Origin of the sequence: Streptomyces sp. NPDC008150 (assembly GCF_042956945.1) — a bacterium.
Classification (GTDB): domain Bacteria; phylum Actinomycetota; class Actinomycetes; order Streptomycetales; family Streptomycetaceae; genus Streptomyces.
In genome coordinates this window covers 79,353-103,703 of sequence record NZ_JBIBHJ010000018.1, presented here as the reverse complement: position 1 = coordinate 103,703, position 24,351 = coordinate 79,353, and the positions used below count along the sequence as shown (strand labels likewise).

Sequence of the window (24,351 nt, the reverse complement as noted above, 5' to 3'; positions counted from 1 at the left end):
CAGGTAGTCGTAGAGGCGGAATTGCCCGGTGCGGGTGTCGCCGCCCCATGCCTGACCGGGATCGTTGCTGTTCCAGAAGCCCGTGAGCTGGTGGATGTTGGGGTTGTTCAGCTCCGTCCGCATCTCCTGGACCAGTTCGTCCCACTTGCCGTGCTTGTTCGGGTCGGGGTGCGGGTCACCGGCGATGACGATGGCCTTGTAGTCCTGGGCCAGGCTGCGCATGAGCTGGCGAGTGCCCTCGAAGCTGGTGTCGTGTTCCATGCGGCCGCGCAGGTCCGACCACTGGTTCGCCTTGCCGGTGAACCGTGACCAGAGAACGAGTACCGGGCGGGTGTCGTTTTCGTCCGCCGGGATGTGGATGCCGCGTGCGCCCAGCCAGTTCTCAACTGCCGCATCGTGCTGGCTTCCCAGGCCCCATGCGTTGCGGACGTTGGTGCGTACTTCGGGGGAGAACTGGGCGGCGACCATGTTGGTGCCGTCGGTGACGTTCCAGAGTTCCTGGACCTGGTACATCTCGGCCAGGTCTTTGTTGATTCCCCACTGTTCGAGGGCGAGGCGCTGTCCCTCGTCCTTCAACTGGTTCCAGACCATGCCCGGTTGCACGGTGGGCAGGTCGAGGGTCCAGATGCGGTCGGGGTCGATGCCGCTCTCGACGTAGAACGATTCGATGGAGCGGGACTTGTCCACCGGGTTGTGTCCGGGCTGGCCGGGGGCCGGTCCTCGGGCGATCAGGACATGCAGGTTGGGGTCGGCGACGAGTGCGGCGAGGATGCCGAAGCGGTCGCCGGAGGAGTAACCCGGCTGCATGATCAGCTTGTTGTTCGGCGAGTAGACGGCCGGGCGCAGGGACTGGTGGACGCGCGGGGCGACGGATTCCGTGGTGGCCCCGGTCGGGTTGGAGACCGGGTCGACCCAGACGTGGCTGCGGTCGTGACTCTGCGCCGTCTCACGGGAGTCGGCCGCGTCGCCGAGGTCGCCGATCACGGCGGCGATGAGCGCCAGGTGGCGCCCGCGCAGGCCGCCTTGGCTCAGACCCTCGGGGGCGTCGGCGCGGTAGTTGCCCTGAAGGCTGCCCTGGACGTCGGGGCGGTGCGGGACCGTCTCGTCGCGGTATTCGTCGCGGAGGCCGATCTGGTGGCCCAACTCGTGGGCGATGTCGATGGGTTCGGAGTCCGCCCACCACGATGTCTGGTCCATCGGCCTGTCGCGTCCGACGAGGTCGACGGTCACGTGCGGTGTTTCACCAGGGAGCGCCTGGACGACGGTGACGTGCAGACGGTCACCGTTCGGGAGGCGGTACCGCGGGCTGTTCAGGTACTCCTCGACACCCTCCGCCGTCCGCTGCCACACGGCGTCCGTGTCGTGCCCGTTGCCGTCGTTGCGGAACGCCACCTTCACGGTGAGGTCGGTGATCGGCCCGTCCGCGTCCGTGAACCGCCGGGCCTGGAAGCCGGACCGGACCACGAAACGCGGCGTGCGATCACGCCGCCCGCGCGGGGTGGCCGGCTTCGGCGTGGTGGTCGGAGTGTCGGTCGGGTCCGTGGTGGGGGTCTGGGGTGCGCGGGGGGTTACCTCGCCGTTGTTGCCGCTGGTCTGCTGCTGGGACTGGGACTGGGACTGTTGGGCGTTGTAGGCGGCCCAGGCGGCGTGCTGCTGGGTGGTGCGCAGGGTCTGCCAGAGGCCGGGGAAGCTGGGCAGGACGTACTCGGTGAAGACCGAGTACATCGTCGTCGGGCCGCCGGGGTAGTTGGCCGGCGCGGTGGCGAAGAAGTCGTCGTAGGACTTCAGGTATCCCTCGGTGTCGAAGTCGGTCAGCAGGTGGGCGTGCTGGCGGATGTACGTCGCGACGGCGCCGTAGCGTCGGGTGACGCCCAGCAGGCGGCTTTCGTTGAACTGGTCGGTGCTCTGGCCGTCTTCGTAGAGACCCAGTTCTTCCCGGATCCTGACGAGGTCGGCCTGGCTGAAGCCGCGTTCCATGCCGTAGGCGGCGATGGGCTTGCGGAAGCCGGTGGCCGGGGTGGGCGGCTGGAAGGTTCCGGCCAGCTTGGAGCTGGACTGCGGGTCGTACGCCTTGGAGAGGCGCCCCGAAGCCGTGGGGGGTTCGCTGACGTGGATGCGTTCGTAGCCGGGCGGCATGCCGCCGCGGCGGGTGTTGCCGGTGTGGGTCTCGTGCCACGCCTCCATGCGACGCGCCCCGGTCGCGTCGTACTCCTCCAGGTAGCGCACGGGGTGACCGATGAGCGCGACGGCCTCCAGGTTGCCGGAGCGGAAGCCGAGGTGCTGGACACCGTGGACGCGGTCCAGGTGGTCGTAGAGGCGGAACTGTCCGGTGCGGGTGTCGCCGCCCCAGGCCTGCCCGGGATCGTTGCTGTTCCAGAAGCCGGTGAGCTGGTGGATGTTGGGGTTGTTCAGCTCCGTCCGCATCTCCTGGACGAGCTCGTCCCACTTGCCGTGCTTGTTCGGGTCGGGGTGTGGGTCACCGGCGATGATGACGGCCTTGTAGTCCTGTCCGAGGCTGCGCAGGAGTTGGCGGGTGCCTTCGAAGCTGGTGTCGTGTTCCATGCGGCCGCGCAGGTCCGACCACTGGTTGGCCTTGCCGGTGAAGCGTGACCAGAGAACGAGTACCGGGCGGGTGTCGTTTTCGTCCGCCGGGATGTGGATGCCGCGTGCGCCCAGCCAGTTCGCGACTGCCGTGTCGTGCTGGGGGCCAAGACCCCATGCGTTGCGGAGGTCCGTGCGTACCTGGGGGGAGAACTGGGCGGCGACCATGTTGGTGCCGTCGGTGACGTTCCAGAGTTCCTGGCGTTGGTACATCTCGGCGAGGTCTTTGTTGATTCCCCACTGTTCGAGGACGAGGCGCTGTCCCTCGTCCCTCAACTGGTCCCAGACCGTGCCGGTTTGGACCACGGGCAGGTCGAGGGTCCAGATGCGGTCCGGGTCGATGCCGCTCTCGATGTAGAACGATTCGATGGAGCGGGACTTGTCCACCGGGTTGTGTCCGGGCTGGCCGGGGGCCGGTCCTCGGGCGATCAGGACATGCAGGTTGGGGTCGGCGACGAGCGCGGCGAGGATGCCGAAGCGGTCGCCGGAGGAGTAACCCGGCTGCATGATCAGCTTGTTGTTCGGCGAGTAGACCGCCGGGCGCAGGGACTGGTGGACGCGCGGGGCGACGGCTTCCGTGGTGGCACCGGTCGGGTTGGAGACCGGGTCGACCCATACGTGACTGCGGTCGTGACTCTGCGCCGTCTCACGGGAGTTGGCGGCGTCGCCGAGGTCGCCGATCACGGCGCCGATGAGGGCCAAGTGCCGTCCGCGCAGGCCGCCTTGGCGCAGATCCTCGGGTGCGTCGGCGCGGTAGTTGCCCTGGAGGCTGCCCTCGACGTCGGGGCGGTGCGGGGTCGTCTCGTCCCGGTACTCGTCACGCAAACCGATCTGGTGACCCAACTCGTGCGCGATGTCGATGGGTTCGGAGTCCGCCCACCAGGACCGCTGGTCCATGGCGGTGTCGCGGTCGACGAGGTCGACCGTGAGGTGGGGTTCCTCGTCCGGCCGCGCGTGCTCGACGGTGATGTGCAGGCGGTCGCCGTTCGGGAGCCGGTACCGCGGGCTGTTCAGGTACTCCTCGACGCCCTCCGCCGTCCGCTGCCAAACGGCTTGCGTGTCATGGCCGTTGCCGTCGTTGCGGAACGCCACCCGCACCGTCAGGTCCGTGACCGGTCCGTCCGCGTCCGTGAACCGCCGGGCCTGGAAGCCGGACCGGACCACGAAACGCGGCGTGCGGTCACGCGGCCTGCGAGGCGGGTTCCGGTCCGGGTCGCCGTGGTCGGTGTCGGTGTTCTGGCCGGTGTGGTCGTGGAGTTGTGGACCGGAGTCGGTGACGTTCTCGATGGTGGCCAGGTACCGGTGCGGGATGGTGACGGGGTTGTCGGTGTCGGCCATGAGGCCGGTGGTGTGGACGGCGGTGCTGTCGGGGCTGTTGCGGAACAGGAAGTCGTTGTCGCGCTGTTCGTCCGGCAGGCCGAGGTAGTGCAGGACCTCGTGGAGAAGGTCGGCGTCGCTGTGGTTCAGGTCCAGGAACCGCTGGCCGGCCCTGCCCGGGTTCGGGGTGTTCGTGACGGTGATGGTCTCGGCGTGGCCGGGGTCGTCGACGAGGTTGACGGTGACGTGCAGTTGGTCGCCCGAGACCGGCAGGGCGAGGCCGGTGTTGACGTGGGTGTCGAGGAGGCCGGTGAGACGGGTCCGGAGGGCGTCGAGGTCGGCCGGGCTCGCGCCGGCCGGCAGGTTGAGCGTGTAGTCGCGCACCCATTGCCCGTTGGGCGCCTGGATGCGGCGGACCTGGGCGCGCACCAGGGTCCTGGCGCCCGACAGGGTTCCCGGCTCGGACGCGCTGAGGGGATCGGCGTGCGGGTCGAAGCGTTCGGTGTGCAGGGTGGCGGGGCGCGCGTGGCGGCGCAGGCCGAACCAAGTCGCCTTGTCCGCGGGCCTGTTGGCACGCGGCGCCGGGCTGTCGTCGCGCACGGGCGTGGGACGGCGGGTGCCGTCGGGGGCGGTGCTCGGGGCGTCTCCCGCGTGGCGCGGCGCACTCGACGTCGGGTGGGCGAACGAGACGACCGGTGCGCCGGACGACGTGGCCGCCGGGCCCGCCGCAGGGGGTGCGGCCGGTCCCGGGAGCCTGTTCGCGGTGCTTGCGCTGTAGTGGTTCAGGCCCGTGTAGTGGACCTCCAGGGCATCGGTCGCGGTGGGCGGCCCGTACTGGACGACCACGCCCCGCGGCCCCCCGGTGGCGGTGGTTCCCGCGGCGGACGCGGGCAGCGGGCGGAAGACGTCGACGGCCACGTCGAGGGTGTCGGCGAGCAGTGGCAGCAGGGTGTCGCCCATGGCGCCGCCCCACCTGTCGGACCAGTTGTCCACCGTGTTGCCCAGTGCGGTGATCTCGCCGGCGACGAGGGGCGCGGTGCTCACGTGGTAGCCCGAGACGAGGAGGGCGCGGCGTGCGGGCAGGCTCATCGCCGCCAGGGCGGGCAGCGCGTTCTGGGCGCGCAGGTAGGCGAACATCTGCCGGTTGCTGGGCGGGTTGCCCGCGGGGGCCGGCGGTGCGCCGGGGGTGGTGACGGCGAGGGTGTAGCGGTTCTGGAGGTCCGCGGGGTCCATGTCCTCGGCGCGCGTGACGCCGGTGATGTTGAACCGGGCGAGCTGCGCGTTCACCTGGGCGCTCGGCATGTTCTGCACCGCCGCCGCGAACCCGCCGAGCAGGGCGCTCCTGAGCTGGCCCACGACCTGGGGGGACAGCGGGCGGGTGTTGTTCGCCGCGGCGGTCAGCCTGTTGCGCACCAGGGTCTGCAACTCCTGCCGCGCGCGGCGCAGATGGGCGGCGTCGGGGCCTGCGGTGCTCGGGGTGAGGGTCACGTTCTGGAGCGTCTGGCGGACCCGGTTCGGCGCGGCGAGCCAGGCGGCGGTGCCCGCGTCGAGCGTGGGGTTCGCGTTCTGCAGGTGGTGGCGCACGAGTTGGGGTGCGCTGCCGATGACCGCGTACAGCAGGCAGTTGCCGTCGCCGGGCGTGGGCACGCCGTTGCCGTGGGGGGCGGCGAACGGGGACGGCGCGGCGGGTGTGCCGGTGGTGGCCGCGGGGGGCGCGGTGGTGGAGGGCTTGGCCGTGGACTTGCCCTTGGCGTCCTTCTTCGGGGGCGCCGTCGTCTTCTTCGTGCCCTTGGGCGGGGCGGACTTGGGCGGGGCGGACGCGGGCTTCTTGCCGTTGGCGGGGGCGGTCGTGCCGGTGGTGACCGCCGGGCCCGTGGTGCTCGTCGTCGGTGTGTGGGTCTGGCCGGCGGCCGGGAGCGGCGCGAAGCGGCTGTCCGGGTCGGGCCAGCGCGGCGGCGTGTTGGCGAACGTGGTGCGTGGTGACTGCTCCGCGGCCGGGGCGTTCTGCTGGACGGTGGCGGACAGTCCCGGGAGCGCGTCGGTGGCGGACGTGCGGTCGTGGGCCGCCTGGATCTGTGCGGTGACGGCCTCGGCCAGGTCGGTGTCGCGCCGCTGGACCTTGTCGCCCGTCTTCTTGACATGCGCCTGGGCGCGTACCTGGCGGAGGTTGGCGATGCGCAGGTTCTCGGCCCGGCGGACCACGGCGGCCGCGTCGTCCCGGGCCTCCTCGATCGCCTCGGCGAGGTGCTGTTCGGCGGTGCGGACGGCCGCCGGGCTTTCGGCGACCGTCTTCCTCGCGGCGGCCAGGGCGGCCCGGTCGAGGGCGAGTCGGTCCGTCGCCCGCTTGATCTCCGTCTCGGCCGCGACGATCGACGGAACCGTGGCCCGGACCCGCGGGTCGTCGGCCACGTCGGCGGCGGGACGCGGACTGCGCGGCGTACCCGCCCCGGAGACCGTGGTCGTGGGCGCGGTGACGGCCGGGCCCGTGGTCGACGAAGTCCCGTTCCGCGCGGGCCCGTTGCCGGTGGCGGTCGCGGCAGCGGCGGCCGCCCGTTCGGCGCGGACGGTGTTCTCGACGCTGGTGAGCCTGCTCAGGGCGAGGCGCAGGTCGTAGCGGCCCTGGGTCTCCTTGCGCTCGTTCTCGCTGATGGCCCGGGGCAGTCTCGCCACCGTCTCCTGGGCGTCGGTGAACGTCTGCCTGAGCCGGGTGAGGCGTGTGTTCGCGTCCTGGGCCGCCTTGCGCGAGGCCGCGGCGTCGCTGGTCGCGGTGGTGTGCGCGGCCGTCGCCGACGTCACCGCGCCGCGCGCCCGCGTCAGCGCGTCCGTCGCGTCGGCGTGCGCGCGGCCCGCGTGCATCAGGCCGGTGGTCAGCCGCTGAAGTCGGCCGGGGGCCTCGGCCAGTGTGTCGGTGGCGCTGTGCAGCAGCTCCGCCCCGGCGTGGAACGCGGCCCAGGCGGCGTCGAGTTGGGCGTCGCCGTTCGAGACGAGGGAGCCCTGCGGGGTGAACTCCCAGCGGCGGATGCCCTCGGGGCCGCGGGTCATGAGTTCGACGGGGCGGTTGCCGAGCACCGCGGCGCGGGAGGCGGCGTAGAGGGCGCGGCCGAGGCGGTCGCCACCGGTGTCGGGACCGAGGGCCACCCAGAACTGCACCCCCGTCGTACCGGCCGGGACCGCCGAGTCGAGGCGCTCGGGCAGGGTGTGGGGCGCCGCCGACGCCCAGTCGGGCACCAGCGCGGGCAGGTCGTGGACGTTCGGCGGTGCCTCGGCAGGGGTGATGAGCCCGTGGCCGAGCAGGTCGCGTTCCTCGACGCGCAGGGTGACGGTGCCGTTGACGTGGCGGACGCCGTCGGGGCCTTCGACGAGGAGGTGGGCGTCGGCGACGATGTCGTAGCTGCGGGTGCCGCGCGCGCCGCCGGCCGGTGCGCCGGTACTGCCCGTCTTGAGCCAGTCGCGGCGGCTGCCGGTGGTGGTGCCGCCGAACGTGGAGGGCTGGGTGGGGCGTTGGGCGAGGGGGACGTTCAGGCCGGCGAGGTGGTGGTTCTCGTCGTCGGCGCTGAGGAGTTCGGTGAAGCCGGTGGCGAAGGAGTGGTCGGCGCCCGCCGCGGTGCTGACGGTGTCCGTCGTGTTGTGGAGCTGGTCGAGGGTGACGTCGTCGGCGTTGGTCGAACGCCGGGGGTTGTACAGGGAGATGCTGATCGAGGGGGACTGGTCGGGCGCGCCCTCGAACGGCCGCGTGCCCGGCATGGTGCGGGTGAGGTCCGCGGCCATCCGGGGGCGGTCGAGCGTGACGTTCCCGGCCTGGATGAGCTGCCCCAGGCGGACGGCCCGCCCCTCGACGGACACGGACGTGATCTGCGAGTGCCAGCGGCCGCCGGTGAGCGGCGCGACCTCGTTGAGGGCGGCCTCGACGTTGTGCCAGCCGTCGAAGGAGAACGCGGGTGTGGGACCGACCGGGTTGAACATCTGCCCGTCGGAGAGGTACGGCGTCGCGGCGGGACCGGGCAGCACCGTGTTGCGGGGGTCGGCGCCGGAGGTGACGGAGGGCGCGGTCACCCCGCCCGTGAGGGCGGACGGGCCGGTCTCGGTGCCCGTGAAGCGAAGGGCGAGGCGGACCGGGACGCTGCGGGACGTGGGGCGACCGCGGCGCAGGACCTCGGTCATCCACCGCCGGACGTCCCCGCCCGCCTGCTCCCAGGCGATGACACCGTTCTGGACGAGACCGCCGATGACGTTCGGAGGCCAGTCGGCGACGAGGGCGGAGCGGACGGAGACCACGTAGTCGTAGGACAGGCCGTCGAAGTCGGCGCCGTTGTCGGTGCGCAGCCAGAAGCGGTTGTCGGCGGTGGCGGCACGCCTGCTCGACTTGCTGGTGCCCGCCTGCGGCGTGAACACGGGGGCCGCCCTGTCGACCCGGCCCGAGCTGTCCGGACGCTTGTAGCGGGTGGTGAGGGTCGCCGCGAGCTGCTTCTGGCGGACGGTGGCACGGGTCGTGGTGCGGCCCGAGCTGGTGTGGGACTGCCACTGCTCCAGTCCGGAACCGGGGCGCGAGGTACCGCGGATGCCGCCCAGCGCCTGGGCGCGACGGGGCACGGCGGTGAGGGTGACCTCGACGAGGCGCTCGCCGCCGTAGCCGTGGTGCCGGAAGTGGAAGCGCGTGGACGCCGGCTGCTGCCTGCCGTTGGGGGTCCGCGCGCCGCGTCCCGGCAGCGACCGCAGACCGGCCGTGCCGCTGAGCTGGCCGATGCGGGCGCGCACGCCGGACTGGTAGCCGGGGTGTCCCGGCGTCGTGGAGCCGGGCGCCTCCGCCTCGACCAGGGCGATCAGGTCGCGGTAGACCTGACCGCGCCGCTCGCGGGGCGCCGTCGGGACCAGGGGGATCGGTGCGGCGGTCGCGGGCGCGCCGGAGGCGGCGGGCGCCGGGGGCGGTGCCGTCGGCTCGTACTCGGTCACCGACAGCACACCGCCCAGGCCCAGTTCACGGCTCTGGGTGTACGCGGTCGGGAGGGCGGGGCCCGGGACGGGCGCGGGAGCCGGGGCCAGACCCTGGACCGAGCCCATCCACCGTGCGTCGCGGGCGAGTTGGCCCTCCGTCATCAGGAACTGGAGGCCGCCGGGCACGTCGACGGCGAACGTCACCGGCTCCACGACGCCGGGCGTGCCGGCGCCGTTCAGGACGTTGCGCGAACCCGCCCGCACCGTGACCAGGTACGTGACGTCGGCGCCGACGCGGTGCAGGTTGCCGCTCTCCGTGGGGGTGCGGTTGACGCCCGTGCTCGACGAGAGGGTGTCCGCCGTGTCGGTCCTGGCGACGTAGCCGAGCCGGGCGGACGGGTTGAACAGGCCCTTGTAGGGCTTGGGGGTGCCCTGCGGCGCGCTGGTGGAGACCGAGCCGTCCGCCTCCGGGCTGGTCCCGTTCTGCCCCGCCGCGTTGTGCGGACCCGCCGGCACGGTGGGGGCGTTCTGCGAGAGGAGGCCCGTCGCGCCGAACTGGTGCGACTTCCCGAGGGACTTGAGCTGCTGCGCGCTGTCGGTCGCCGAGACGCCCGTCTCCAGGTACTGCTTCGTGGTGTCCAGCAGCCGCGCGTTGTGCGCGACCGCCTGGATCTCCAGCGAGTACTGGCCGTCGGCGAACGTGCCGGGCAGGGTCAGGCCCTCGACGACGTACGCGTTCTTGAAGAGCTGGTGGCCGTGCGCGACGAGGCTGCCCGGCGTGATCGAGGCGTGCCGGGTCTCCGCGGCCCGGGTCGTGGAGTCCGTGAGTCCCTGGCCGGCCAGCGGCGGGATCCCGCCGGCGGCCGGCGTGCCGGTCCCGGTGGCGGTGGTCCCGGCGGTGACCGGGGCGGGCAGGCCGGTGGTGCCCGGCGTGGCCGTCGCCGTGGCGGCGGCCTCGCGCCGGATCTGCCCGGCCGCCCGCCGGAACGCCGACTCGATGGCGGCCGAGCCGCGCACCGTGTCGATCAGCGCGTCGTCCGGGATGCGCACCAGCTCGGGCCGGGGCGCGCCGGTCGCGGGGTCGGTGCCTTCGAGACGGGCCCGGTCGACGCCGTTCGGCGTGCGGGGGGTCCCGTCCTTGGCCGCGGGCGGCGCCGCGGGGGCGGGGGCCGGGGCGGGCGCGGGCGCGTGCGTACGGCCGTGCGGGACGCCGAGGCGCAGGGAGCCGGCGACCGTCGGCGACGCGGCGACCGGCATCCCGGAGCGCCTGTTGACGTTCTGGCCGAAGCGTACGGAGGGCTGGTCGTCGCCGTTGTCGTACAGGTCCAGGGAGAGCTGGACCGGTATGTCGAAGCGGTGCGTGTCCTGGCCGGTGGCGATGAAGAACTGGTCGTGGCCGGTGGCGCCGCCGACCGTGTCGCCGTGCGTGACCTGGTGGCCGTACTGGTAGTCGCCGCCGAGGCCGAGCGAACCCCAGCCCGCGCCGACCGGTCCGCTGACGCTGCCCGACGGGCCGAGGGCACCGCCGTAGGACTCGCCGCGCTGCTCGCTGTCCGTGCCGCTGGCCTGCGCCAGGCCCATGGTCTGGATGCCGGGCAGGACGCGCGCGTGGGTGGTGGCGCGCGGGGTGTCGCGGGTCGCGTTGAGCAGGAGGCGGACGCGGCGCACGCCGGTGTCGGTGCTGTCGGGCACCTCGAAGTGGAGGGCGTGGCCGCCGTCCACCATGGAGTCGGTCGCGGCGCGCAGCCCGATGCCGGACCGGGCCTCGCGCAGCCTGCGGAGGTTGTTGAGCTGCGCGTGCAGCCGGATCTGGTGCTCCGGCTCGTGGTCGCGGACGAACCGCTTCGCCCGCGCGCCCGGTCCCGCCGCGGCGGGGGCCGGCGGCAGGAAGCCCTCGCGCCGCAGCCACGCCTCGGCCTCGTCGAAGAGGTCCGTCGCGCCCTCCACGCCCAGCGGCGCGGCGCTCAGCCCGATGCCGTCCAACCGCTCCAGCGAGTCCGGCAGTTCGCGGACCTCGTGCGCTGCGGGCGCGTGGCCGGTCGCGTCGGTGGCGGACAGGACGCGCAGGTCCATGCCGTGACCGTGCTGGAGCGGGGGAGCGGCGGTCTCCGTGCCGTCGGGGCGGATCAGGGTGACGTGGTAGTCGACCGCGGCCGGGGTGAGCAGGTGGCTCTTGTTGGTGCGGACCGCGTGCATCGTGCCGGAGGCGGTGCCGGCCGCGAAAGCGCTCGACACCGACGCCAGGGTCTGGCCGCGCAGGCCGACGTTGCCGCCCACCAGGCCGCTCGCGTGGGGATGCCCGTGCGAGTGGTCCCCGGTGAGGGCCGCCGCCGCGCTGCCGCTGACGCCGAGGCCGCTGGTGTACTTCGACGACAGGTCGACCTTGCTGGTGTTGACGAGGTGGCTCTCCAGGTTGATGGACCCGGCGTTGCTCTGCCGCTGCGGCGTGCCCGGGGCGGGCGTGGTGACCAGCCGCAGGATGCCCACCGCGGTGCCGGACGCGTCGGTGATCACCGGCGAGTACAGCCCGCCGTCGATCTGCATCGGCAGGGTGCCGCGCAGCACCGGTTCGGAGAGGAAGTCCGCGACCTGGCCCGCGGCGGTCTCGTCCAGTTCGGCGTGGAAGTGCTGGTGCACGTGCTCGTAGAGGGCGCGCGGGTCCACGACCGAGTCGACGCCGAACAGCGGCAGGTCGCTCAGCTTCGCCGGTTGGGGCAGGGAGCCCGGCGCCGGGTCGGCCGTCGTGAGGTGCCGCGGGAACCACACGGTCGCCGGACCGTGCGACCGGGCGGTGTCCCAGCCGTCGCCGGTGGTGGGCGGCGTGGTCGCGGTCGTGGCGGGAGCGCCGGCCGCGGGCGCGTCCGTGCGCACCCGCCACCGGGTCGTGAACCGGATCGGGTCGGACGGTTCGTTGCTGCGCTGGGCCGAGGTCGTCTGGACGACGTGCGTGACGGTCGTCGAGTCGCTCGCCTGGTTGTGGGTGATCGCGACGGTCGCGGAGCCGTCCACCGCGCGCACGGGGGTGGCCGCGTCGACGGGCCACGTCCCGGTCCAGGGGACCTGGACGGTGCGGTAGGTGCCGGAGGGCTGGCCGGAGAAGTTCTCGCGGGTGCCGATGCCGCGGCGCTCGACGTGCTTGTCGGGGTCGCGGGTGTCGAACCGCCCCTGGCGCAGGGACGGGGTGGCGTCGGCGAGGGTGAGCTGGACGTCGACGGTGCGGTCGCGTCCGCCGACGCGGACGGTGACGCGGTGGCCGCCGTTGCTGCGCAGGTAGGGCAGGCCGAGGGCCATGCTCTCGGCACTGAGACGGTCGGCGACCTGGTCCGCGACGTCCTGCGGGGGGTTGTCGGGGTCGAGGCCGAGCGCCTCGTAGACCTGGCGGTGCAGGCCGTCGGTGACCTCGGCGGAGAAGGGCTCCAGGTAGACGAGGCCGACGGTGCCGTCGGGCTGCGAGCCGTAGTCGCGCACGTACGACGACTGCACGGGGGCCGGCGCCGGCGCGGGCACCGTCGGCGGAACGGGCACCGGCGCCTTCGAGGCCGCCCAGTTGGTGCTGTCCCCGGTCGCGGGCAGGGGCGGCGCGGTGTCCGGGTCGCCGTGGTCGGTGTCGGTGTTCTGGCCGGTGTGGTCGTGGAGTCGCGGGCCGGAGTCGGTGACGTTCTCGATGGTGGCCAGGTACCGGTGCGGGAGCTGGATCGTGCCGTCGGTGTCGGCCATGAGGCCGGTGGTGTGGACGGCGGTGCTGTCGGGGCTGTTGCGGAACAGGAAGTCGTTGTCGCGCTGTTCGTCCGGCAGGCCCAGGTAGTGCAGGACCTCGTGGAGGAGGTCGGCGTCGCTGTGGTTGACGTCGAGACTGCGCTGGTCGGCCCGGCCGGGGTTCGCGGTGTTGGTGACGGTGATGGTCTCGGCGTGGCCGGGGTCGTCGACGAGGTTGACGGTGACGTGCAGCTGGTCGCCCGAAGTCGGCAGCGCCAGGCCGGTGTTGACGTGGGTGTCGAGGAGGCCGGTGAGGCGGGTCCGGAGGGCGTCGAGGTCGGCCGGGCTCGCGTCGGCCGGCAGGTTGAGCGTGTAGTCGCGCACCCACTGCCCGTTGGGCGCCTGGATGCGGCGGACTTGGGCGCGCGCGAGGGTCATCGCGCCGGAGAGGGTACCGGGGGCGGGCGGGTCGCGGAGCGGGTCGGCGTGCGGGTCGAAGCGTTCGGTGTGCAGGGTGGCGGGGCGCGCGTGGCGGCGCAGGCCGAACCAAGTCGCCTTGTCCGCGGGCCTGTTGGCGCGGGGCGCCGGGCGGTCGTCGCGCACGGGCATGGGCCGGCGGGTGCCGTCGGGGGCGGTGCTCGGGGCGTCTCCCGGGTGGCGCGGCGCACTCGACGTCGGGTGGCCGGACGTCGTGGTCGCCGTGGCGGTCGGGGAGTACGGGGCCGCGTCGGTGGCGCTGTAGTGGTTGAGGCCCGTGTAGTGGACCTCAAGGACGGTGGTCGCCGTGGCCGGACCCACGCGGGCCACCGTGCCGATGCCCGGATTGTCGTCGTCCGGGCGCAGCACGTCCACCGCCACGTCCAGGGTGTCCGCGAGCAGCGGCACGAACATCTCGCCCTGGTTGGCCTCCCAGGAGTTCGACCATTTCTGGACGGCGTTCAGCGCGTGGGCGAGCTCCACGTCCGTGAACGGCGCGGTGCTCGTGGCGTACCCGTGCCGCAGGACGCTCCGGAGCTGGTCGTCGGAGAGTTCCGTCAGGGCGGGCAGCCGGTCCGACTGCTCCAGGTGGCGGAACATGCCGAGCACACCGGGGTTGACGGGAGTCTCCGTGACGCCGTCGTCGGCGAGCGCCGCGAGGTAGCGGACCGCCAGATCCGGCAGCGCCTCGGGCTCCGAGACCCGGTCGATCCCGAAGTCGGCCAGGGTGGTGAGGAGTTCGGACCTGTTCAGGGTTCCGGTGTACCGCGCGAACCAGGCGGTCGTGCTGCGCCGGATCTGTCCCACCACGTGCGGGGACAGCGGCCGGCCGGTGCTCGCGTCGAGCAGCCGCTGCTCGGCCAGGTCCCGCAGGTGCTCGGCCGTCCTGAGCAGATGCGTGCGCGCGGCGGGTGCCGGGGTGTTCCCGGTCCAGGTGGTGGCCGCGCGGAGCCCGTTGCGTACCCGGGCCGGGTCGGCGAGCCAGGCGTCGGTGTCGGGGTGCAGGCCGGCCAGGGCGGGCAGCCTGCCGCGGACCCGCTGCGGGTCCGTGCCGATGAAGGTGTAGAGCAGGCAGCGGCCGTCTCCGACGGTCGGGATCGTCCGGCCGCGCGGTGCGCGGACCTGGAACTCGTCGTCCGACAGGGCGCTACTGTCGTCGTCGCCCGTGCCGTCCTTGTCCGTGCCCTCGGTGCCGTCCTCGCCGAGGCCGGGAGGCGCCTTCTTCTTGCCCTTGGTGTCGGTGCCCTCGGAGCCCGCGTCCTTGACGGCCGCGTCGTCGTCCTTGACGGTCGCGTCCTTGTCGGTCGCGTCCTTGACGGTCGCGTCCTTGTCCGTGGGGTCGTTGTCCTTGGCGGCGTCCTTGCCGGCCGCGTCGTCCTTGTCGCCCCCGGGTTCGTCCTTGACCTCGTCGCCGGGGGCGTGCGTGTCCTCCTGCTCAGCGTCCGTGTTCTCCGTCCCGGTGTCGGACAGGCCGTCGTCGAAGACGCTCTCGGCCTCCGTCTCGGGGCCGGACTCGGAGTCGCTGTCGAACTGCGTGGCCGCGTCGAAGGTGCCCTGGCCCGTCGCGGGACCGGCGCCCAGCGGCCGCCCGGTGTCCGGCCAGCGGGGCGGCGTGGTCCCCAGCGTGGTGCGGGAGGAGGGCACCGGGGCGGGCGCCTGGGCGCGTACCGCCGTGGCGAGCGCGGGCAGGGCCGCGGTGGCGGCCGTACGGCGTACGGAGCCGTCGTTGGCGCGGGCGACGGCGTCGTTGATGTCGGCGTCGATCTGCCGCAGCAGGCCGAGCGCCTCCTGGTGGGCGGTGACCGCGGCGTCGTGGAGGTCGGCGGCCTCCTCGGCCGCGCTCAGGTCCTCGGCCGCGGTGCGCGCCGTCGACTCGGCGGCCGACCGCACGGAGGGAACCTTGTCGCGCGCTGTGTTCAGCGCTTCGGGCGCGGTCGACAGGACGTCCGCGGCCTGCTGGAGGCTCTGCCGGTCGGATCTCAACTGGTCGACCGTAGACGTAAGTTGTCCGCGCAGAACGGTCAACTCGGCCTCCACCGAGGTGATCTGCTCGGCGAGCGAGGGCGTACCCGTGTCCGCAGGGGGCGTTGTCGTGGCCCCGGTGCCCTCCGCCGTCGCCGCGGCGGCCGCCGCCTCCTGCTCCCGCAGCGCGCGCAGGCGCGCCTGGGCCGAGTTGATGTCGTTGCGCAGCGAGAGCTCCGCGCGCTGGCCGTCGGCGACCTTCGGCGTGAACTCGGCCTGGTCGCGGCGGGCCTGGCCGATGTCCCGCCGCAGGCCGTCGATCCGGGTGTTCAGCTCGTCCAGGGCGTCCGCCGCGGTCCGCGCGGTCTGCCGTGCGAGGCGCGCCGTCTCCGCCGCGTCCCGTGCCGTCCGGTCCGCGGTGTCCCGGGCGTCGTCGAGCGCGGCGACCCGGTCCACCGCGACGGTCCGCTCGTTGCGCAGGTCGGCCTCGTCGTCGCGGGCCGTCCTCTCGTCCGCGGCTGCCCGCGCCAGCGCGTCGGAGCGGGTGGCGAACGCCGTCCAGGCGGGTCCGGCGGCCGTGTTCGCGGGGTCGGTGCGCAGGGTGCCGTGGTGGTCGAAGGCCCAGATCCGCAGCCCCTCGGGGCCGCGTGTCACCAACTCGACCGGACGGCCGGTGAGTCGGGCGGTCTGGGACGCCGCGTGCAGGGCGGTGCCCAGCCTGCTGCCGTCCGGGTCGGAGCCGAGCGCGATCCAGAACTGGTGGCCCTCGTCGTCCGGGGAGACGCCGTCGGCCATCAGGCCGGGCAGGTCCGCCGGGTCGTACGTGGTGAGGTCCGGCACGTCGTCGCCGGAACGGCCGGCCAGCAGCGCGGGCAGGTCGTACACCTGCGGGACGGGGTTGGCGGGCGTGATGCCGTGGCCCAGGGCGTCGCGCTCCTCGATGCGCATCCGCACCGTGCCGGTCACGTGCCGCCGTCCGTCCGGGCCGTCCACCACGATGTGGACGTCCGCGTCGATCTCGTAGCCCCGGGTGCCGCGGCCGTCGGCCGGCTTGCTGGTGCTGCCGGTCTTCAGCCAGTCGCGGCGGGCGCCGGACACGTTGCCGCCGAAGGCGGACGGGGCGTTGTTGCGCAGCAGGACCGGGGGAGTCGCGCCGAGCAGGTTGCGGTCCGGGTCGTCGGCGCTCAGCACGAACGGCAGACTCAGGCCCGCCGTCGTGTCGCCGCCCGACAGCGTGCCGGAGTTGTCGTTGGTGATGCGCAGCCGGTCCACCGTCACGTCGCCGGAGTCGGTGATCCGCCGGGGCCGGTAGAGGCTGACCGTGAGGGTGGGCCGGTTCTCGGGCTCGTTCTCCAGCGGGAAGGCGCCCGGCATCGTGGACGTGAGTCCGCCCACCGAGCGCGGGTTGTCCAGCGTGAGCGTGCCGGCCTGGATCAGTTCGCCGAGGCGGACCGAGGCGTTCTCCTGGGAGGTGGAGGCGGACTGCGAGCGCCAGCCGAACCCGGGTACGGGGGCGACGTCGTCCAGCGCCCGGTAGAGCTGGTCCCAGCCGTCGAACCCGTACACCGGGGTCGTGCCGGTCGGGTGCAGCATCTCGTGGGCGTGCGGCCGCTGCGGGTTGCCGGGCGGCAGGGTGCGCGGGTCCACCGTGGAGACGGAGGGGACGGCCGACGGGCGGGTGACCGGTGCGGCGTCGGCCGCCTCGCTGCCCGTGAAGCGCAGGCTGACCGCGGCGGGTACCCGCCGCACGCCGCCGAGTCGACCGGCCAGCGTGTTCGCGACCCAGGTGCGCACGGTCGCGTTCGCGTCGTTCCAGTTGATCAGGCCGCGCTGCACGAGCGCGCCCACGACGTTCGGCGGCCAGTCCGTCACGTGGCTGGTGCGCACCGAGGCGGTGTACTCGTAGTCCAGCCCGTCGAAGTCGGCGGAGCTGTCGGTGCGCATCCAGAAGCGGTCCTCGGCGGTCCGCGCGCGGCGGGACGACCTGCCGGTGCCGGACGACACCTGGAGGGAGGGACCGAGCCGGTCGGTGCGCTCGTCGTCGGTGGGGCGGGTGAAGCGGCCCAGCGGGTTGAAGGTGAAAGTGTGCTGCCTGCCGGTGGTCCGCGTCACGCTCCTGCCGGACGGGGTGTGCGAATGCCACTGCTCCATACCGGACTTGGAGCCCTCGACGGCCGTACCCCGGATCCCGCCGCGGCCCGCCGCATTGGTCGTGGGCCGCGCCGACAGGGTCACCTCGACCAGTGCGGCGCCCCCGAACCGGCGGTGCCGGAACACGAAGCGCACCTCGCCGTTCTCGCGGCCGGGCAGCGCCCGGACGCCGTTGGTGCCGGTGTGCTCGGCGATGAGCGCGGCGACCCCGGGCAGGTACGCGGCGTGGCCGGGCTGGGTCACACCGGGTGCGAACTCCTCTACCAGGGACCGCAGTTCGGTGTTCAGGCGGTCGCGCTGCTCGTTCCCGTCGGCGCCGAACTGGGTGACGGCACTCACCGAGGCGAGCCCGAGGGAGCCGTCCCGGACGTACCGCGAAGGCAGCGGAGGATGCTCGATGTTGGGTGTCGGCGCCGGCGCGAGGTCGGGCATGCCGGTCATCCAGCGTGCGTCGCGCCGGAGTTGGCCCTCGGTCATCAGGAACTGGAGGCCGCCGGGCACGTCGACGGCGAGCGTCACCGCCTCGCTGCCGCCGAGCCCCACGAAGTTCCCGACCGCGTTGCGGTGGCCGGAGCGCACGGTGACCAGGTACGTGACGTCGGCCGCGACGCGGTGCTGCCGGCCGGCCTCGGTGGGCACTCGGTTGGTCGCCGTCGTGCTGCCGAGGGTGTCGGACTTGTCGGCCTTGCGGTTGTAGCCGTAGCGGGCGGACGGGGCGAACCTGCTCGGGTGGGCACTCTGCTTGCCGCCCGGCTGCGCGGTCGCGGACCCGCCCTCGCCACCGGGGCTCGGGTCGGTACCGGAGTTCGCGACGGCCGACGGGTCCACCTTGGAGCCGGGCTTCGGGGTCGGGTCGGTGCGCGGGTTGTTCTGCGTCGCACTGCCGGAGAACGTCGTCTGGTGGCTCTTCGACAGCCCCTTGAGCTGCTGGCCGGCGTCGCTGGAGGTGATGCCGGTCTCCAGGTACTGGTCGACGCTGTGCACGTGGTTCGGCGTGTGCGCGATCGCCTGGATCTCCACCGAGTACATGCCGTCCGCGCCGATGCCCGGCAGGGTCAGTCCCTCGACGACGTACGTGCCGTTGAACATCTGGTGCCCGCGTGCCACCAGCGCGCCCGGGGTGAGCGCCGAGTGGCGCGACTCGGCCGCGACCGTCGTCGGGTCGGACGCGGGGTGCCCGGCCAGCGAGGTGCCGATGAACGACAGCCCGAGCGGGCCCCGCGTGGTGGGGCCGGGAGCGCCCGGATAGGTGCCGGTGACGATCTGGTTGATCGCGTCGTTCAGGGCGGCCGAGCCGCGCACCGTGTCGATCAGGGCGTCGTCGGGCACGCGCACCACGTCGGGCCGGGGGTTGCCGTCCTCGTCGGTCATGGCGAGCCGGTCGCGGTCGGTGTCGTCCACGGCGCGCGGCCGGGGCGGCGCCGGGGCGGCCACCGGCGGCACCGGCGGCGCGGCCAGCGTCCGCTCGTGCGGCACCGCGATCCGCACGCTGCCGGTCACCGTGGCGGGGCGGGGCCGCGCGGGCACCGGCGGTGCCTCGATGTCGCCCTCGCCGCCCGCGAGTTCGTCGAGCCCCGTGTCCTCGGCGTCCTCGGTGTCCGCGGTGTCCGAGCTGTCGCCACGGCCCGCCAGTTCGCCGAACCGCACGGTCGGCGTGCTGCCCGAACCCTCGTACAGGTCGAGGGAGAGCTGCGCCGGGACGTCGAACTCCTGGGTGTCCTGCCCGGTGCCGATGTAGAACTGGTCGTGCCCGACGGTGCTGCCGGTGGTGTTGGCGATGGTGATCTGCCGGCTGTACGTGTGGTCGGCGTTGCCGCCGAGCGTCCAGGCCGCGTCCGACACCGGGAACGTGGGCCCGCCGCCGAAGCCCGCGGTGAACCCGTACGTGTTGCCCTGCTGGCCGCTGCCGCCGCCCGCGGACTGCGCCAGGCCCATCACCTGGATGCCCGGCAGCACCCTGCGGTGCCTGACCGTGCCGTCCGGATCGCGGCGGGCGCCCAGCAGCAGCCGCACCCGGCGCCGGCCGCGGACGTCGGGCAGCTCCAGGTGCAGGGCGTGACCGCCGTCCACCATCGCGTCGGTGGCGGCCCGCAGACCGATCTGCGAACGCAGCTCCATGAAGCGCCGCAGGTTGCTCAACTGCGCCTGCACCAGGGCCTCGTCCGGCAGCACCCGGGTGTGCGGCGTGGCCGGCGGCAGGAATCCCTCGTCGCGCAGCCAGGTCTCCGCCGCGTCGAACAGCGGGTCGGCGCCCCGCACGCCGAGCGGGGCCACGCTCTGCCCGACGCTCTCCAGGTTCGCCAACTCGGGCGGGAGGTGGCGGCGTTCGGCGCGCTTCGGGCGGTGTCCCGCGGCGTCCCCGGCGGTGAGGGTGCGCAGGTCGAGTCCGTGCTCCCACGGGCCGGGGCTGTGCCGGACGCTCTCGCCGTTCGGCCGGATCAGGGTGACGGTGTACTCGACGTCCGACTCGGTCAGCAGGTGACTGAGGTTGGTGCGGACCGCGTGCATCGTGCCGGCGGTGCCGGTCGTCGCGAACGTGTCCGTGGACGCGAGCTGGACACCGCCCTTGCCGGTGATGTTGCCGCCCGCCTTGCTCGTGGCGTCGGGGTGCTCCCGGGTGTGGTCCGCGGTGAACGAGGCGCCCACGCTGCCGTTGACCGCCACACCGCTGGTGAACTTCGAACTCTGGTCGTTACGGACCGAGTTGACGACGTGACTCTCCAGGTTGATCTTCTTGTCGAGGCTCTTGGCGACCGGCGTCGTCGGCCTGACCCGTGCCTGGAGGCGGAACACGCCGACGGCACGCCCGTGGCCGTCGGTGACCACCGGCGAGTAGAGGCCGCCGTCGAGCTGCATCGGCAGGGTGCCGCGCAGCACCGGCTCGGACAGGAAGTCCGCGAGCTGCGCCGACGAGGTCTCGTCGAGGTGCGGTGCGAACGTGTCCGCCGCGCCCTCGTACAGCCGGCGCGGGTGCAGCACCGAGTCGACGCCGAAGACCGGCAGGTCCTCCAGCCGGGCGGGGGCGGGGAGGGTGCCCTGGGAGCCCGCGTCGACCAGGTGCTGCGGGAACCAGACGGTCAGCGGACCGTGCGGCTCGGCGCGTCCCCAGCCGTCCGTGGACGGCACCGGCGTCGCCGTCGGCGCGTCCACCCGCACCTGCCAGCCGGTGGTGAAGTCGTAGGCGCGGGACGGCTCGTTGCTGCGCTGGGCCGACGTCGTCTGCACGATCTGGGTGACCGTCGTCGAGCCGGAGCCCTGGTTGTGCGTGATGGTCGCCGACGCCGCCAGGTCGACGGAGCGCACGGGCCCGGCCCCGGTGACCGGTATCGAGCCCGTCCACGGCACGGGAATCGTCGAGAACGTGCTGTGCGGCTGCGTGGAGACGTTCTCCCGCGTGCCCTGGCCGCGCCGCTCGACGTGCTTGTCGGGGTCGCTGGCGTCCAGCTCGCCCTGGCGCGCGGAGGGCCGTACGTCGTCCAGCGCGAGCCGCACGTCGACGGTGTGGTCCCGGCCGCCCACCCGCAGGGTGACGCGGTGGCCGCCGCCGCTGCGCAGGTACGGGAGGTTCATCGCGAGCTGTTCCGGGCCCAGTTGGTCGCGCAGCTGCACCCGCACGGGGTCGTCGTCGCGCGCCGGGCGCACCCCGAGCTGCCGCAGGATCTGCTCGTGCAGCCCCCGCACCGTCTCCGGGGAGAAGGGCTCCACGTGCACGAGGCCGATCTGTCCGTCGTGGCGTCGGCCGTACCCGGCCAGGTACGGGGGAGTGTCGCCGTGGCCGTCGTCGTGCTCGTCGGGCGGGGTGACGACGATCACCGGCGGCGGCGCGACGGTCGGCTCCGTGTCGGTGCCGTTCGTCTCGTCGGTGTCGGACGGCGGGTCGATGACGACGACCGTGTGGTCGTCGTTGCTCGTCGTCTGGACGACGGGCGGTGCGAGGGAGCCGTCCGTCGTGCCGGTGGTGGTCTTGGGCGGGGCCGGCGGGTCGGCACCGAGGTCGCGCCCGCCCTGTCCGGGCAGCCCGGTGCCGCGGGTGCCGCCGGTCCGTGCCGGGCCCTGGCGGACGTCGGTGCGCGGATCCTGCCGCGAGCCGTCGGCGGCCGGGCCGAGATCGCCGACGATCGTGCCGATCAGCGACAGGTGCCGCGGACGCAGACCGCCCGGCGCGTACGGGTCGGTCTCCGGGCCCGCCGTGAGGTCGGGGGCCGGGGTCGGTGCCGGAGTCGGGGTGGTGGCGGTGCTGGACGTCGTCGGGACGGACGGGTAGTCGCCCATCAGGCTGTCGGAGCCGCCGTCGCGGTGCGGCGCCGCCGGGTCGAGGCCGCTCTCGTCGCGCAGACCGAGCTGGTGGCCCACCTCGTGGACGAGGTCGCTCTCGGAGATGTCCACCGGCCAGGAGTGGTGCGTGACCGGCACCTGCGCCGCCGGGTCGGTGACGGACACCTCCAGGTGCGCGTGGTCGCCCGGCGCGGCCGGTACGACCGTCACGTGCAGGAGGTCGCCGTTCGGCAGCCGGTGCCCGGAGTTGTACGCGCGCTCCACACCGGTGGTCAACCGCTGGTGCAGTGCGTCCAGTTGGTTCGGGGTGAGGTTCTCCGCGCCGTTGGTGCGCACGGTCACCGTGAGGTCGGTGACCGGTTCGCCGCCGTGGGTGAAGCGGCGGGCGGTGAAGCCGCCGCGCACCACGTACTGGGTGGTGCGGCCGTCGGGACCCGCCGGCCGCGAGACCGGGTCCACCCAGGTGTGCTGCCGTTCCACGGGCACGGCCTGGGCGCGGGACTGCTGGAAGGCGTCCTGGGCCGGGGGAGGCGCCGTGGGGGTGGTGACCGGGGCGGGCGGCGGGGCGAGGATCGACGTCACGTCGGGCGTGCCGTCCGTGCCGACGACGGGCCGGGGCGTCGGTGCCGGGGTGACGTCGTCGGTGCCGAAAACGCTGTCGGTGTCGCTGTCGCTGTCCGAGTCGTACCCGCTCGCGTGGCCCGGGTCGGAGTCGCTGTCGGTTTCGTAACCGCTGTCGTGGCCGGGGTCGTACTTGGTGCTGTCGGCGGACGACGGGAGCGGCGTGGAGCTGGTGGTGGCCGGGGGCACGGGCGCCGCGTGGAGGTCCGTGTCCGCGGGGGCGTCGAGGTCCGTCCCGTCGGTGGCCGGGTCGACGTCCGCGTACGTGTCGCTTTCGGAGTCGGAGTCGTACCCGGTTCCGTAGCCGGAGTCGGAGTCGGACCGGACGTCGTCGTTGCCCTGGCCGGACTTGGTGTCGGTGCCGCGCACCTGCTGCTGCCCGGTGTTGTTCGACCCCGAAGTGGTGCTGTGCGGCGCCTGGTTGTTGTTGCCGGTCGTCGTCGAGGACGGCGCGGTCGACGACGGCGGTGCGGTCGTCGTCGCGGGTGTCGTCGTCGGGGACGAGGTGGTCGCCGTGGGGACCGGCGCCGCCGGGACGGGGGTGACCGCGACCGGACTCCCGTTGTCCTGAACGGTGTTGGTGTCGGGACCGTCCGTCGTGACCGGGGTGTGGGTCGTCACCGGGGTGGTGGTCGCGGTCGGGGTGTGGGTCGTGACCGGGGCGTTCGTGTCCTGCGTGACCTCGGCGTCGTCCGAGTTCCCGGTGCCGTCCGGGACTTGGTGGTCGTCCGTCGTGGTGGGGCGCGTGGTCGTCGTCGACGTGGGCGTGGGCGTCGGGGTGGACGTGGACGGCGCGTGCGGCGTGCCCGTCCCCGTGTTCGTGCCGGTGGTCGGCGTGCTGACGTGCGGCAGCGAGGTGGCCGGGGTGTCGATGTCCCCGAGCCCCTTCACGTCCACACCGTCGATGTCGACATCGGTGTCGACGCCGTCGATGTCCACGCCACCGTTGTTCGTGTTCGACGTCGTGCGCGGAGGGTTCGAAGTCCCGTTGCCCGTACCGGTGTTGACGGTGGCCGGCGTGTGCACCGAGGCGCCCGGCGTGTTGTCGTCGGTGTCGTTGCCCGAGCCGGTCGTCCCGTTCGTGCCGTCCCGGCCGCCGCTGTCGCCGAGGTCCGTGTCCGCGGTGGACGTGGTGGGGACGTTGTTGGTCAGCCCGGGAGGGAGCGCCGAGTTGATCTTGTTGCCCAGGCCCGCCGCGCCCTCGCTGAGGTGGTGCTCGGAGACGCCGCTGAGGCCGGAGCCCAGGAACGTGTCCCAGCTGCTGCTCCAGTTGCCCGTGAACAGCCCCATCGTGACGATCTCGCCGAGCGTCTCGGCGAGCCCCTCGGTGAGGAAGTGGTCCGCGTCCTCGCCCGCACCGTGCAGGATCTTGTTGGTGGTGCTGGGGGTCGGCTTCGGGGTGGGGGTGGGCGTCGGCGTGGGGTTCGGCTTCGGCCGGGGCGTCGGCGTGGGGGTGGGCCTGGTGTGCGGGGTCGGCGTGGGCGTGGGGGTGGGCTTCGGAGTCGGCTTCGGGGTGGGCGTCGGGTTCGTGTTGTGCGGGTGGGGCGTCTTGTTGTTGAACTTGTTGCCGAGGTTGTCGACGTTCTTGAACGGGTTGTTGGGCCCGTTCAGCAGGTTCTTGAGGTTGTTCTTGAGCCCCTTGCCGAGGTCGGACAGCAGGCCGTGGAACAGACCGGTGAAGGCGCCGAACACGCCGTCCTGGACGATCTGGCTCCAGTCGAAGCCGTTGGGCCTGCGCCCCTTCGGCGCGCCCAGCATCATCGCGAGGCGCACCGCGAACGTCATGAACGCCTCTTCGAACATCTCCGACAGGCTCGGCAGGAGATGGGTGCGCTTGGCGAGCCATTCGAGCAGGGTCAGGATGGCGACCCGGCTGCGGGCCTTCGCCACCGCGGCCTGCGAGGACGCGGAACCGCCCGTGAAGATCGACAGGGCCAGGATGATGGCGAGTTCGATCAGCAGCCTGATCAGCTCGGCGATGATCTGCCACTTGGCCTCCATGATGTCCATGGAGGACTTGGTGCGGCTCTTCTCCAGGTCGTCGAGCTGGTCGGCGAACTCCTTCAGGTAGTTCTTGCCGCCGCTGTCCAGGAACAGGTGCATCGCGCGCACGTAGTTGTTCCCGACCTGCGGCGGCAACGACTTCCCGACGCCACCCGCCGTCTGCTCGATCAGGTCCGAGAGGTCGCGGACGCGCCGGCCCAGCCGTCCGTACGGCTTGCCGTTGGCGTACGCCTTGTCCTCGTCGGCCTGGAGCAGCCGCTCACCGATCAGCACGAACAACAGGTTGTTGAGCTGCGGTGAGGCGTGGATGGTCAT

1 protein-coding gene (cut by a window edge) is annotated in these 24,351 nt (G+C 73.2%); it reads right to left on the bottom strand.

Annotation, left to right across the window (positions count from 1 at the left end):
* On the bottom strand, positions 1–24,351 hold the 5' portion of the coding sequence (locus tag ACFZA0_RS33200; protein ID WP_391023881.1) for a hypothetical protein. The gene continues 10,578 nt to the left of window position 1, outside the view; 24,351 of the gene's 34,929 nt are visible here — the first part of the coding sequence; its start codon is at positions 24,349–24,351; its stop codon lies off the left edge, out of view.